12 protein-coding genes are annotated in these 15450 nt (G+C 39.1%); all 12 read right to left on the reverse strand.

Annotated elements, in window-relative coordinates; translation table 11 throughout:
- Positions 1–8 precede the first annotated feature (8 nt).
- Entirely contained in the window at positions 9–899 is an 891-nt protein-coding gene (locus KPHS_35560) for a dTDP-4-dehydrorhamnose reductase (RefSeq protein YP_005227856.1), read from the reverse strand.
- Positions 900–930: 31 nt separating this feature from the next.
- Positions 931–1800: a glucose-1-phosphate thymidylyltransferase gene (locus KPHS_35570; RefSeq protein ID YP_005227857.1), complete on the reverse strand. Its 870-nt coding sequence runs from the start codon at positions 1798–1800 to the stop codon at positions 931–933.
- A gap of 26 nt (positions 1801–1826) precedes the next feature.
- Entirely contained in the window at positions 1827–2891 is a 1065-nt protein-coding gene (locus KPHS_35580) for a dTDP-D-glucose 4,6-dehydratase (RefSeq protein ID YP_005227858.1), read from the reverse strand.
- A gap of 222 nt (positions 2892–3113) precedes the next feature.
- Positions 3114–4520 (reverse strand): 6-phosphogluconate dehydrogenase, encoded by a 1407-nt coding sequence (locus tag KPHS_35590; protein ID YP_005227859.1) that lies wholly within the window; start codon positions 4518–4520, stop codon positions 3114–3116.
- Positions 4521–4682: 162 nt separating this feature from the next.
- On the reverse strand, positions 4683–6119 hold the full coding sequence (locus tag KPHS_35600; RefSeq protein YP_005227860.1) for a polysaccharide biosynthesis protein: 1437 nt from the start codon (positions 6117–6119) through the stop codon (positions 4683–4685).
- A gap of 902 nt (positions 6120–7021) precedes the next feature.
- Positions 7022–8002, reverse strand: coding sequence for a glycosyltransferase family 61 protein (locus tag KPHS_35610; protein YP_005227861.1), 981 nt, complete (start codon positions 8000–8002; stop codon positions 7022–7024).
- A 170-nt stretch (positions 8003–8172) separates the two neighbouring features.
- A complete protein-coding gene (locus KPHS_35620; protein YP_005227862.1) occupies positions 8173–9402 on the reverse strand; it encodes an EpsG family protein in 1230 nt (409 codons plus the stop codon).
- 40 nt (positions 9403–9442) lie between these two features.
- Positions 9443–9724 (reverse strand): family 2 glycosyl transferase, encoded by a 282-nt coding sequence (locus tag KPHS_35630; RefSeq protein YP_005227863.1) that lies wholly within the window; start codon positions 9722–9724, stop codon positions 9443–9445.
- A gap of 623 nt (positions 9725–10347) precedes the next feature.
- A complete protein-coding gene (locus KPHS_35640) occupies positions 10348–11760 on the reverse strand; it encodes a carbohydrate lyase (protein ID YP_005227864.1) in 1413 nt (470 codons plus the stop codon).
- A 35-nt stretch (positions 11761–11795) separates the two neighbouring features.
- The gene (locus KPHS_35650) at positions 11796–12860 is read right to left on the reverse strand and encodes a glycosyltransferase (RefSeq protein YP_005227865.1); all 1065 of its coding nucleotides are present in this window, start codon (positions 12858–12860) and stop codon (positions 11796–11798) included.
- 124 nt (positions 12861–12984) lie between these two features.
- Complete coding sequence (locus tag KPHS_35660) at positions 12985–13452, reverse strand: glycosyl transferase family protein (RefSeq protein YP_005227866.1); 468 nt, start codon at positions 13450–13452, stop codon at positions 12985–12987.
- 477 nt (positions 13453–13929) lie between these two features.
- Positions 13930–15366: a UDP-Gal::undecaprenolphosphate Gal-1-P transferase gene (locus KPHS_35670; protein ID YP_005227867.1), complete on the reverse strand. Its 1437-nt coding sequence runs from the start codon at positions 15364–15366 to the stop codon at positions 13930–13932.
- Positions 15367–15450: the final 84 nt, after the last annotated feature.

The raw sequence follows: 15450 nt of genomic DNA on the forward strand, positions 1-15450 counted from the left end.
CTACCCGTTTATTTACCCAGGACTTCTGTTACCACGCGAGCCACACCCTGACGCCAGTCCGGGAGAGTCACCCCAAATGCCTGCTGGAATTTTTCATTCGACAGGCGAGAGTTGAGCGGACGCTTCGCCGGCGTCGGATAGGCCGTCGTCGGAATGCCCTTCACTTCCTGAACCGCCAGCTCTGCACCGTGCGCTCTCGCCACCTCAAACACATAGCGGGCGTAGTCGCACCAGCTGGTCTCGCCGCTGGCCACCAGATGATAGGTACCGGCCAGCGCCGGATCACGCAGCGTTTCACGGATTGCCGTCGCCGTGCAGTCTGCCAGCAGCTCTGCTCCGGTGGGCGCCCCGTGCTGGTCGTCAATGATGGAGAGCGTCTCTTTCTCACCCGCCAGGCGGAGCATGGTTTTGGCAAAGTTGGCGCCGCGGGTGGCATACACCCAGCTGGTACGGAAAATCAGGTGACGCGGGTTGCCCTGCTCCAGCGCCAGTTCACCGGCACGTTTGGTTTCACCGTAGACGTTCAGCGGGCCGGTTGCCTCATCTTCCCGGCGATAATGGCTGCCGGCGCCGTCGAACACATAGTCCGTGGAATAGTGCACCATCAGGGCACCCAGCTTCGCCGACTCCGCCGCCAGCACCGCCACCCCTTTGTCGTTCAGCAGGTCGGAGAGCTCCCGCTCGCTTTCGGCCTTGTCCACTGCCGTGTGCGCGGCGGCATTCACCACCACGTCCGGGCGGACGGTACGCACGGTCTGCGCGATACCGTCCAGATTAGTCAGATCACCGCACAGCTCTTTATCAAAGTAATCCACCGCGACCACATCACCGAGCGTGGACAGGGAGCGCTGCAGCTCCCAGCCCACCTGACCATTCTTGCCAATCAGTAATATCTTCATCTTGTTATTTTCCTTTAATGGCCGTGCGGCTTCAGTCTTCACTGAGCAGACGTTTCAGGTAGGCACCGTACTCGGTTTTCTTCAGACGCTCCGCCTGAGCCGCCACCCCTTCCGCCGACAGCCACTGATTACGGTAGGCTATCTCTTCCAGACAGGCGACCTTCATCCCCTGGCGCTTCTCAATGGTATGAATAAACTGAGAAGCTTCAATCAGGCTGTCATGGGTGCCCGTATCCAGCCAGGCAAATCCGCGCCCCAGCAGTTCCACCTGCAAATCGCCGCGCTCCAGATACATCTGGTTCAGGGTGGTGATCTCCAGCTCGCCGCGTTCAGAAGGCTTGACGTCCTTCGCCATCTCCACCACATTGTTGTCGTAGAAGTAGAGCCCGGTCACCGCCCAGTCCGATTTCGGCTTCAGCGGTTTCTCCTCGATGGACAGCGCCTTAAAGTTCTCGTCGAACTCCACCACCCCGAAACGCTCCGGATCCAGCACCTGATAACCAAACACCGTGGCACCGGAAGTCTTCGCCGCCGCCGCTTCCAGTTTTTTACCGAAGCTCTGGCCAAAGTAGATATTATCCCCCAGCACCAGGGCGCAGGCATCGTTGCCGATGAACTTCTCACCAATGATAAAGGCCTGCGCCAGGCCGTCCGGAGACGGCTGGATGGCGTAGCTGAAGTTCACCCCGAACTGCGATCCGTCACCCAGCAGGCGCTGGAAGGAAGGCATATCGTCCGGGGTGGAGATGATCAGGATGTCGCGAATACCCGCCAGCATCAGGACGGACACCGGGTAGAAAATCATCGGCTTGTCATAGATTGGCAGCAGCTGCTTGGAGACGCCCTGAGTGATCGGATATAAACGCGTGCCGGAGCCGCCGGCCAGAACAATACCTTTCATAAATCTATTCCTTAATTAGTCAGATATCAGTTATTGAGGCCCAGACGCTCACCGGCATAGGAGCCGTCCAGCACGCGCTGCCACCAGGTCTGGTTGTTCAGATACCAGTGCACGGTTTTTTCAATCCCGCTCTCGAACGTCTCCTGTGGCACCCAGCCCAGATCGCGCTGAATTTTCGCGGCATCAATGGCATAACGTAGGTCATGTCCAGGACGGTCGGTGACAAAAGTGATCAGGTCTGCGAAATGAGTGATGTTACCCGGCTTCTGCGCCACCACCTTGTCGAGAATGGCGCAGATGGTGCGCACCACATCGATATTTTTACGCTCGTTATGACCGCCGATATTGTAGGTCTCGCCGCTCTTGCCTTCGGTCGCCACTTTGTACAGCGCACGGGCATGGTCCTCAACATACAGCCAGTCACGGATCTGCTCCCCGTTGCCATATACCGGCAGCGGTTTACCCGCCAGGGCATTAAGGATAGTCAGCGGGATTAGTTTCTCCGGGAAGTGATACGGACCATAGTTGTTGGAGCAGTTGGTCACCACCACCGGCAGGCCGTAGGTGCGGTTCCAGGCGCGAACCAGATGGTCGCTGCCCGCTTTGGAGGCGGAGTACGGGCTGCTCGGCGCGTACGGGGTTTCTTCGGTGAACAGGTCATCGGTGCCGTGCAGGTCGCCGTACACTTCATCGGTGGAGATGTGGTGGAAGCGGAAAGCCTGCTTCTGCTCCTCCCCAAGCCCGGACCAGTAGTGACGGGCCGCCTCCAGCAGAGTGAAGGTGCCGATCACGTTGGTCTGGATGAAGGCTGCCGGGCCATCAATGGAACGATCCACATGGCTTTCTGCCGCCAGGTGCATCACGATATCCGGGCGGAACTCGCTGAACTGGGCCGCCACGGCAGCAGCATCCGTGATATCAGTCTGGGAAAACGAGTAGCGTTCGCTCCCGGCCACCGGCGCCAGGGATTCGAGGTTGCCGGCGTAGGTCAGGCAGTCCATAACGCGGACTTCATCCCGGGTATTTTCAATGATATGACGAACCACGGCAGAGCCGATAAAGCCTGCGCCACCGGTGACAAGAATCTTCATATTTTATTTACCTTTGATTACTCATGCAAAAAGAAAATAATTGCATACATCTCCATATTAAAATGTTTGAGATGTAATTTTATGGGGATAATATCGGAGGAACACTTTAAAAACAAATAGCGAAATTCTTAATTTTTCACTATTCATCATAATAGATCTTGATAATACTCAAGCTTTTTATTAGACCTCCAATAAAGTCATGAAGGTCTAATAATATAAATATTAATCTAACCACTCAGTGTGGAAAACGCCTTCCTTATCGGTACGCTTATAGGTGTGCGCACCAAAGTAATCGCGCTGAGCCTGAATCAGGTTAGCTGGCAGAACTGCGGAACGATAGCTGTCGTAATAGGCAATTGCGGCAGAGAACGTCGGTACCGGAATACCATTCTGCACGGCATAGGCCACGACATCACGCAGCGCCTGCTGATAGTCATCAGCGATCTGTTTGAAGTACGGCGCCAGCAAAAGGTTAGCAATGCCAGCATTTTGCGCATAAGCATCGGTGATCTTTTGCAGGAACTGCGCACGAATGATGCAGCCAGCGCGGAAAATCTTAGCGATCTCGCCGTAGTTAAGATCCCAGTTGTATTCATCAGAAGCAGCACGCAGCTGGGAGAAGCCCTGAGCATAGGAGACGATTTTACCGAGGTACAACGCGCGACGCACTTTTTCGATAAATTCAGCTTTATCACCGGCCGGCTGGGCCTGCGGACCACTCAGCACTTTCGAAGCGGCTACACGCTGGTCTTTAAGCGAAGAAATATAGCGAGCAAACACGGACTCGGTGATCAGAGACAGAGGTTCGCCGAGATCCAGTGAACTCTGGCTGGTCCACTTACCGGTACCTTTGTTTGCTGCTTCATCAAGAATGACATCAACGAGGTACTTACCTTCTTCATCCTTCTTGGTGAAGATATCTTTGGTAATGTCGATCAGGTAGCTGCTTAGCTCACCTTCATTCCATTCGGTAAAAGTTTTCGCCAGCTCTTCGTTGGAAAGTGCAAGACCGCCTTTCAACAGCGCATAAGCTTCGGCAATCAGCTGCATGTCACCATACTCGATGCCGTTATGAACCATCTTCACATAATGGCCAGCACCGTCAGCACCGATATAGGTCACACATGGCTCACCGTCTTCTGCAACCGCCGCGATCTGCTTCAGAATTGGAGCAACTAACTCATAGGCTTCTTTCTGCCCACCAGGCATGATGGAAGGTCCTTTCAGAGCCCCCTCTTCACCACCGGAAACACCGGTACCGATAAAGTTGAAACCTTCAGCAGACAGCTCACGGTTACGACGGATGGTGTCCTGGAAGAAGGTGTTACCGCCATCAATGATGATGTCGCCTTTGTCGAGGTAAGGCTTCAGGGAATCGATGGCGCTGTCGGTGCCAGCACCGGCCTTCACCATCAACAGGATACGACGTGGTGTTTCGAGAGATTCAACAAACTCTTGTACTGTGTAGTAAGGAACCAATTTCTTGCCTGGATTTTCGGCAATAACTTCTTCGGTCTTTTCACGGGAGCGGTTGAAAACGGAGACGGTATAACCTCGGCTTTCGATGTTCAGCGCTAGGTTACGCCCCATCACAGCCATACCGACAACTCCGATCTGTTGCTTGGACATTACATACTCCTGTCAGGTTTGGTCAATGCACAAAGTAGCAAAATTAATCATGTTAGATAATTTTAACTCAAAGAGGAGATAACTGATAGAACATTTATAAAAATAAAATCCACACCAAGAATAAGTATATGACTTTCTAGGGAAGATAAAAATGATTATATATCAATGCCTCTTCAGTACACGAGCAATAAAATAACTTCGAAAATCGCTAGACACTAAAAATAAAGCGAGAATATAAACAAATGCACCTGCCACAGCAAATAACACAAGGACTAATAAGTTGGCAATATCATTTACTGGATATATAATTGAAAGTGCATATAAAAATAGCACCATAAGTAAAGAAGACACAAAAATGGGACTAATTCGCTTGAAGAAATCGATAAAAGATACATCAATAATTTTAAATAAGCAAAACATTACTGGAAAGAAATTAAGACAATTTGCAATAAAATAACACATTGCAAATATCTTAATATCATATTGTACACCAATAATAAAAGAACTTACTTGTAAAAAAGTCCCAAGAAAACCTAAACGCATTAAGACGTCTGTCTTAGCTTTAGCCATAAATACTGCACCTGTTGTACTCAAAACCGCTTGAATAATTGCCGTAGGTGCAAGCCAACGCAGAATCTCCGCAGTTAAAAACCATTGACTTCCAAAAACTAAATATATAAATGGAGTGCTATAGAAAGCTAACCCACTCATTAATGGTGTTGTCAACATCAAAATAATGAACACACAATTAAAATAGTTTTTCGAAATCACTGAATTATCATCTTGATGCCTGCTTAAAATTGGATATAAGGATCTATTGGCAACAAAAGTTAATGTCTGAATAGGAAATAACATAAGTCTGTAAGCAAGGTTATAACTACCCAATATTGCTGCAGAAAAAAACTTACCTATTATAAAACTATCAGTATTTCTCGAAAAATAATTAATAAAATTAAAAAGAGATAAATTAGCACTAAATCCAAAAATACTTCGAAGTTCATCAAGGTTAATAAATTGTTTGAAATAAGGTCTCCACTTTGACGCACGCCAAAACTGAATTGCTGACATAAGATTAAGAATGATAGCTTGGCCAACCAAACTAAACACACCAAACCCCATATTTGCCATAGTAATTGCTACAATCACTGCAATAATAGAGGATGAGACTTCGATAAAAGATATTGTTTTAAAACGAGACTCTCTTTCAAGTAAGGCTAAGTGTGTTGCAGCGCAACTAGATAATGGAAAAGTAATACTTAATAAAATTAAAACTGGAAATAGTTTCACCTGTCCATAAAAAGATGAGACAAAAGGTGCTGAAACAGCTACGATAATAGCTAAAGCTAATCCCATAAAACTGTTAAGCCAGAAAACCGTATTTACTAAATCTTGACTTAAAGATTTTTTTTGGATAATAGCTGCAGAAGTACCTAAATCGCGTAACAAGATACCAAGATTTATAATAACCAGAGCCATGGCCATAATACCATATTCCGCGGGAGGTATTATTTTAGCTAAATAAATAACATTAATTAATTGGACAAGCATTTTAAAAAACTGGGAAAGCATATTCCATTGAGCGTTTTTTAATAAAGTCATATGCATGTCCCATCGAGTTTGAAAGGCTCAATAAAAAAAACATTATTCACACAGTATATAATGCACGTAAAGTTTGAATTTAGCATTTGGGATGTCTACCTTTACAAAAAACATCTACTACTGATAATGCAAGTTTAAAGTTTCTGGAAAAAAATAACTTAATTAAAGTCTTAATAAAATAATAATAATTGAAAAGGCTAGGATAGCATCTCGTAGAAATGGCTAAATCGAATAAGCGTTCTTTTCTCCTAAAAGGTGAATCTATTGATTCAGCGCGAGATAAAGAATGAGATAAATGCGAAGCTAATCCTATCGACACTCGCTTATTCTTGGATATATTTTTGAAAAAACTGGTATCTACACCATATAATGCATATCGCTCGTCAAAAACACGGTTATTAAGAACATTGATCTTTGCTAGTAGAGTATTGTTTATGACAACTCCAGAAGTTATAGATAATAGGTTAGGTAAGTTATTAACATCTCCTTCAGTAATAACTGGCGAACCATTAGATATGGGATAATACTGTTCTCCACCCTTCGATATGATTTTAGGAACTACAATATCATATTTTGGTTTTAAATAATTATCATTTAACATATCAATATAACTAGGATTTAACTCTGTGTCATCATCCAAGATAACATATGAAGAAACTTCAATTTCCGAAATAAAATTATTATAAATCTTACTCAAAGGAGAATTATTTAAATCGTTGACGATTTTCACAGATTTAAATTTGTGATATAAACTATTCACAAACTGCTCGTTAACAGCCAAATTGACGGGTCCGTTGTTATAAATAACTAATGAATTAAAATTAAAGTCAAAGTTAACCAACGATGTTAATGTTTTGGAGTCTATCAATTCTTTATCGTATAGCACTACTAGAATCGCAATATTATTCATGGTTATTCGTCTTTATATTGAATAGAGCAATTATATTTAAAGTTTTTTTGGCAATCTTTTTGATTATTCTAACGGAAAAATATTTTAATTTGAAAGAAAATACAAACAGCGAGGCCTTGATATAGAAACGAACTCCATATTGATGAGTGTTTTTGATACCTAAGTACTTTTGCAGAGAAGGTGTAACCTTCAAGACAAAAGGTCCATCACCAATATTTTTAGACGCCCATCTAAAGCAAGGCTCGAACGCATCGATAAAAACTACAGTCTTGTGCTTTTTAATTTCCAGAACGTCATCAAGATTTCGATGAACAAGATTGGTCTTATTAAGAACAATTAAATTTAGACTATTACTTCCAAATAAAAAATTAAGTGGTAGCGTTCCATTTATACAAGCTACTTTTGACGACAAATTCCATAGTAATAACTGCTGTGGTAGAGTCAAAACCTCAGGAGAAATTGATTCAAATCCTGCAGTATTGAAAGCAGCTTCTATGCCGTTCTCACCTATCTCTTTTTTATTAGCATCACTAAATTTAGAACGAGAAAGATAAAATGACTTACCTAAAAATTTATTTTTTTCCTGTTGAGTAGCATCGTTCAATACTTTATTTGAAATAACCTCAAAAATCTTCAAATAATTTTCATTATAATAATCCTCTGTTCGTGAATAGTCGGGAATTATTACGGCATTGAAGGATGTCGGAGATGTTATCCTTCGAACTTTTGATTCATCTATTCCTAATAGTTTAAAAAAAAGAATATAATTTGAGTCTATGGTTTGATCATGGCTAACATAAATAATATCCTCACCATTATATTGCTCAAGCAAATACCACATCCTGCTTAAAAAATCCAGAAGAAAATGCCCCCAATGTTTGTAAAAAAATCCAAACCAAATTACATTTTTATTTTCATGCTTAACATCATCTGCATTAAAATCGTACTTTCCACCAAACGAAATCCAATTCATATATAATCCGGAACTATCTATGAATTTACCGTCTTGGTCTATAACACCTCCCACTCCCCAACTTTTAGGTTTATAATCCTTCTTACAAGGAAGGACAGTCGCCTTTTCATTAATAGAAAATCCTACTTGTTCTTTTAATTTCATATATTAACCGCTATTATTATTGATAATTAATATGAATCTCGATCATGTTGAATCCAAGTACCATCAGCATTAATTTGATAAAGATATTTATTATAGTCAGTCTGAGAATAGTCTAAAAGAGTGACTGGTGATTTATATAATCCTTGCCACATTTTGGCCATGAAAATTTGATCGCGCTGAAGATAGATATCAAAAAGAAAAATATTAACAACACAAAAGAATAATATAAATAACTTCTTAAATGAGAGAATACTAAAATTCCCCTCGAGATAAACAATAAGAAATCGCGACACCAAAAAAAAGTTGCACAAGGCAATAAATCTACCAAAGCCAGTTATAGATGAAGCAGAGAGAAAAATAGCCATAGAACATATCCCTGTAAACTCATCTATTTTAAATCTATGATTTCTATCAGTTACAAATGATAAAAGTAAAACCCCAAAAAAAACATAACCTAGAATTGATATAAACATTGCATTGAAGTTGCTATTCTGCCGTGAATACATACCATCAACATATATAGAAGAATGGTCTGATATTCCCCAAAATGTTATACTAGATAAAATTAATGGTAGTATAGTTGTGCTTAAAAAGTAAAAAAAGATACAGACCGGCACAATTATTTTTTTACTTTTAAGTTTATAGAATCTATTTATAAAAATAACAGGTAAGAAAAACAGCATTGAAAAATGCATAAATACAGAGAACAGAATTAATAAAATACCGAGCTTTCTGGAATCATAGAGGAAGTAAATTATTCCAGCCACCATCCATATCATGGCCATGCCATATCTGATTCCAGCCGCCCAGTTAAGGATATTTAACGTAGAGATAAAAACCACATGGGCAAAAATAAATTTCTTATCATTTGTGCAATACACTTCTTTATTAATAACAACGCCAAATGCAGACAATGAAAAATAAACCATTAAAAAGGAGTAGAACGCAGGTATTAAGTAAAAGTCGACACCTATTTTTTTTGCTATGAATGCACTCAAATAGAATAATATATCATTCCCCGAACTAAACACACCAGATAATGAATACAGACTTTGGTATTGCAAAAATCTGAAATAAGAATCCGAAAATGGTGGATATCTGATCATAAAGAAAAAATAAAAAAGCGCCATTATTAAATAAACGCGATTATTATTTTTATTCGGCCTTAGAGCAAAAAAAGATGTAATAAATCCGGCTACGGGAAGAATAAACAACAATAAAAAAGACCAAAATGAAATAATAAACTTATTGTTCATATGAAAAGTCACCTGAAGAGATATAAATCCATTTACTTTATTATGATGTTTTTTTGCTTCTTGCTAGCGCAATTATTTTATCCAACCCGGAAATATTCTTCCTTAACCAATATTTTGAAATTTCCAGCGCCGTATTTACGGTTCCACATTTAAGAATATCGCTAATAGAAATAGTATCATTTCTATTTATTATATCGCGTAGGTATAATGACTTAAGCTGGTTAGTAGAAAGTTCTTTCTTGTGTTTGAAAATAAATTTTTGATATCCTTGATGTGCGTTACCACCTGTAGTAATACGTTTACGCTCTTCATTTACATTCATAATATAGGTAGCGTCATTTAACCTATAACATGGTCCAAATTTTTTAACCATACGAAACCACATATCATAGTCTTGCCAAGCAGGAAATGTCTCATCGAACCCCCCCACATCCAAGAACATATTTCGAGGAGCAAACACTTGATTACCTATTACATTTTTATAGCCCATATCTTCAAAGGTAATTTCTGCAGCGACACTATTATCACGCTTATAGAAGCGTCCATTGTGGAACATAAGTGCTGATGTTAGAAAGTTTATTTGTTTCGCATGTGCAAAATCTATAAAAGCTTTTATCCTTTCAGGCGTAAACTCGTCGTCATCATCCAAACCTGTAACAAAATCACCTTTCGAATGTTGGAGACATCTATTACGGCTAAAACAGGCTCCACGAGCTTGTTCATTTTTTAAATAAATAATCGTCTTTCCAGAATTTCTTTCAATTAACTGATTAACTACCTCTTCAGTATTATCAGTAGATCCATCGTCACAAATTAAAATTTCGACATGTGGATATGTTTGTCTTAGTACAGATTCTACAGCTTTTTTTAGTAAATTAGCGCGATTATGAGTTGGGATATATACAGATACTAATGGTGTTCTCATAAATTCCTCATTAAACAATATTAATTAATAATTATAACACGAGGGTCAATATCACATTTATTATGATCTTGGACTTTATTTCTTATTGAATATCCTGCTTTCCTATTAATTGATGAATCATTAATAGTATGCGTTATTAAAAAATACTTCCCGTTTCCTTTGTTATGTACAACACTACATTCTTCCATAATACAGTCTGGGCCTAATAATCCTAATTCAATCCCATCAAAAAACTGAAGATTATTTGTGGATTTGCACCGAAGCATTTTAACATTTCTACTAAATTTGGAGACTAATCCATGTGAGCCATTATTAGATGAAATACACTCTACAAAAAAATTACCACCACCTTGTGATATAAAGCCAGTTCTACGATTATTTTCAGAAATGCAGTTTGATATCAAAATATTTGATGGAATGTGAACTTGCTCACCACTTCCAAAAACATTCTGCAAATCAAAACCATCATACCCCTGTCCAGATGCATAACAATTTGAAATTTTTATATTTTTGCAGCAGCAATTAGTATTTGTCCAACTTCTTTTAACATATTGAGCTGTCTTAAATCCAGATTCTCCATTATCAATAAATTTACAATTATCAATAACTACATTTTCAGAACCACTCAAAAAAAGACCGTTATTCCGGCACTGATAAAAGATGGAATTACTAATTTTGTGTCCATAACCACGTGCAAATTCGAAATCATTTATCCTATTCTTGTAACCCCACAATATAGGGTCTCTTGTGCCATTTAATATGGCACAACCTCCCATATGAGCTCCTCCTTTTATTTTACAGGAATCAATAATAACATTTTTGAAGCCAGCAATAATAATATTGCCATAGTCCGTAGTTACGTTTTTTATTATTACACCATCTAGAGCATAACCGTTAGAACTTCTAAATACGAGAGCGCATCCAATTTTTTGATCTAAAAAATCTCGGTTGATTCTTTGCGACTCGTTATCAAATGGCATTCTTCCGTAGCCTAATGTTCCTTCACGCTGTATACTCCAGTCTTGAGTATAGGTAATAGTGTACGGTTTTGATGCTGCCTTTAATAATCCGCCTACCCATTCACTTCCAGCACCGTCAATAACCTCAAGAAAATTACCATTACTGATAATTGTCGCTCCGGTTGCATTGACTTTAATCGTGCCTACTATACTAATAGTCTGCTTACAAAGATATTTAGCTGATTCTTTAAAACGAACTTTTTTTTTCATCAGAATACTTACTCTAAGGCAATCAGCCAGAGCAGCACTATCATCGATTAAACCATTACCTTTTGCACCAAAATCCTCGGGGTATAAGTACGTTCGATCTTCAACAGAAAACTCCGCAGACCAAACAAGATTTTTAAATAAAGCTTCACTCACAATTAAGTTGGCTGTCAATGCTTTTAATAAAAACCTTTTTTTAAGATCCATACAGAATTCCTGTAGCATATATTAAAAAATTGATGTTATACCTTATTACCCATCTCTAAATATAATTTAGAGTAATGTTCTGACATAATGCTCATATCATAATATAAATCAAAGCATTGTTTGGCATTTTGTGATAACATGGCGCGGTTTGGAGTATTATAATATTTATCAAAGGATTGAATTAATTCCTCTTTGTTTCCTAACTCATAAATAAATCCAGAGCGTCCATTATCACTTTTATAGACCTCCATATGAGGGTCTATATTCGAGCAAATATACGCTTTCCCTAAACTTAGCGCTTCTAATAAAGCTAGAGGCATTCCTTCGGCTCTGGATGCTGAAACGAAGCAATCAAAATCAATAACCGTCTGTGCTGGTTCAGATATTTTCCCATAATATTTAATTTTGTTATTATTATATTTTAATGATAATGCCTCCAAAAGGTCACCACCACCAATGATATTAAGCTTTGCATTTTTATTTACGCTCCACTTGGAAAAGGCCAGGAGCAATTCTTCAACATTCTTTCGTGCTGTAATACTTCCCAAGTAATAAAAGTTTATAGTACCACTATCTACATTTACATTTTTTGTTGAATAGGCAGAAGGAGGAACTCCGTTTGGTATAGCAATCACCTTCCCAAATTTTAATTTATTTGTACAATAATCTCTCACTGAAATAGAACAAGCAACCTTTACCATACTCCTAATGGCAATTTTTTGTAAAATATACAGACCACCGCCAACAATCCTTCCTCTTCTAAATACTGAATCTATATCAGGATAGTTATGAATTGTAGTAATTTTTTTAGCAGTAGAACATGCTGTAAAAGAAAATAAATCTGCAATTATTGTATGCGAGTGAATAATATCATAATTTCCCACCTTAATTTGTTTAATAAAATTCAATATTTTTGACCGCGGGAAAATTTTAACAGAGGCAAAACCTTCAAACTGATGAATTAACTCACCACTACCCAAAGCGGCAACATGAATATCGAATATTTTTTTATCTAATCCTTTGATTAAACTAAGACACATATTAACTGGCCCGGCGTTTGACAAGTCAGGCAATATATAAAGCACTTTTATACGTGACAAGAAAACCTCTCAATCTGATAGTGTATAGTTAAGTTTAGCAAAATATTTTCAGCTGAAAATTTACATGTCAGAATATATTTATTATATTTTATAAAACATTAAGATACTAAAGGAGTTTAATGGATCATTTTATCCAAAATTTTTTGTGCATACTAAATCTCTGAATCACACTATACGGAATATGTTTATAACGCTGTCCCAGTTTGTACCCTAAAATTTTCATAAAGTTATTTATGAATGCGACAGGTATCCAATGTGGATAATGTTCGGCCAAGAATTTTAGTTCAGAAAGAATGAATTTTTTCCCTTCTCCCCCAGCACCACCGAAGTTATGACGTATCCATGGTTCACATTCATGGAAAACTCCAATATCAAAATAACGTTTAAATTCCTCTATTGCTGAATAATTATGTGAATGTCGGACTTTGGCATCCGCGACATATGCTATCTTATGGCCGCGGAGCAGTGCTTTGCCAGCAAAAAACATGTCTTCACAAAGAATTGTATTCGATGGAAAACCACCAATTTCTTCAAATACTGATAATCGATATGCCGAAAATGAATTAGACATAAAAACAGCTTTCAGTCCCATTTCTTTTACTGTTTCTCTACTGGCAATATAACTCTCAGCAGGATAATTATAATACCTTGCGTGCTTAGCTAATGGGTTGGCATTATTATGAGGCAGTTGGCGCCCATATGCACATGCGACTCCAGGGTTTTCAAATACAGAGATAATATTCTCAATAAATCCAGCTTCAGGTATTGCATCTTGTGTGAGGAAGATAACTACATCATATTTTTTAGCAAAGTTCGATACTGCAAGATTCCTTGTTCCACCATGGTTAAATTGATGCCCTCCAATAGTTACGATATTAAAACCTGCTTCTCTTGCAATTGAAACTGTTTCATCCTTACTTGAGGAATCGATGACATGGATAAAAACATCTGAGGAGATATTTTTCTTAATTGCATCTACTACTTCCTTCCAAACACTACCACCATTATAGGTTGGTATAGCAATGTAGTAATTCATACTAAACACTCTGTTGTGACATTAAATAGACCATCAATATGCACCATCTCTCTTCAATACGACAGTTGTAGTTTTGAAGAGTATTGCAATATCATTCCACATCGACCAATTTTTAACATACCATGCATCTAAATAGACCCGAGTATCGTAATCTACATCACTACGCCCACTAACTTGCCAAAGGCCTGTCATTCCTGGTTTACTAAGTAAATAATATGCTACTTCATCATTATAGCGTTCTAATTCTGCAGTAATAATTGGGCGAGGTCCTACCAAGCTCATTTCACCTTTAAGTACATTGAAGAGTTGTGGTAACTCATCAAGACTTGTTCTTCTTAATAGTTGTCCTATCTTTGTAATGCGAGGATCATTCTTTAATTTGAACGTCATTTCCCATTCATGACGGGCTGAATCATCGGTGGCCAATAAGTTTTCAAGCACTTCCTTGGAATTTACAACCATTGATCTGAACTTCAAACATTTAAACGGTTTCCCATTCTTCCCAACTCTCTCATGTCCATATATTGCAGGTCCACCGTCCTTTTTTACTTTATAACTAATGTATATTAACAATGGAGATAAAATGAATATAATTCCTAGAGATCCAACAACATCAAAGAGCCTTTTGATTATTCTTGATGACCATTTTGCAAGATTGTGCTGAACACGAAAAATCATTACTTCATGACTAAATATGAAAGACATATCTGTACTGTCTAGTGGAACACCTCTTAAAGTAGGTATAACCGAAACATATCTATAGCCTTTAATCATGAACTCACGTAACCAATTGTTGCGAGTCTCACTTTCTGTTGATTCAACCGCAACAATAAATTGTGTTCGCCTATCAATGGACTCCAGCCAATCCTTGCTAGCTTTGATTACCTCAATACCATTAATAACATTTGTTCCATGAGTATTGTTTGACGCACTCCCACTATCGATAAAGCCAACAATTTTCAAGCCTAAATTCCGCTCGCTATATATAGCTTTATAAGCTTCGATTGCATTTTTCCCATTGCCAATTATCCATGTATCCCGCAACCAGAATCCTATTTTATTTAGACACCATTTAGTCCCCATTCTGGCTAACGGTACTAAGAAAACAGCCAAAAGCCAAGTTAATAGCCAAACATAGCGAGAAAAATACCATTTCGCAAAAGCCATCACCGCCATTTCAATAACAGCGAAAATAATTAATGTTCTTAAAATTTCTTTTAGTTCATACCAAAATGTTTTTCGATAAAAATAATGCCTAAGCCTTATACCATACCAAGCGACACAACACACTCCAAGAAGTAAATGTAACAAAATCCAAGTATCAAGTTGTTCACCCGGAACTCTAGTTTCAAAATCAGTCATTGATACAGCTAAAAGACCAACAGCTAAATATAATGAAAGCACAAAACTAATAAAATCAGACACAACTAAGGCAATAGTGCAGCCTATATTCTTCGCTAAATGCGTCATAATTTCCTCTGCCTATTGAAGACAAGTTAAATTACTATTCTTCTAATATATCTCAAAATGGCCCTTAAAAAGGGCCAAATTTGT

The organism is Klebsiella pneumoniae subsp. pneumoniae HS11286 (assembly GCF_000240185.1).
GTDB lineage: Bacteria > Pseudomonadota > Gammaproteobacteria > Enterobacterales > Enterobacteriaceae > Klebsiella > Klebsiella pneumoniae.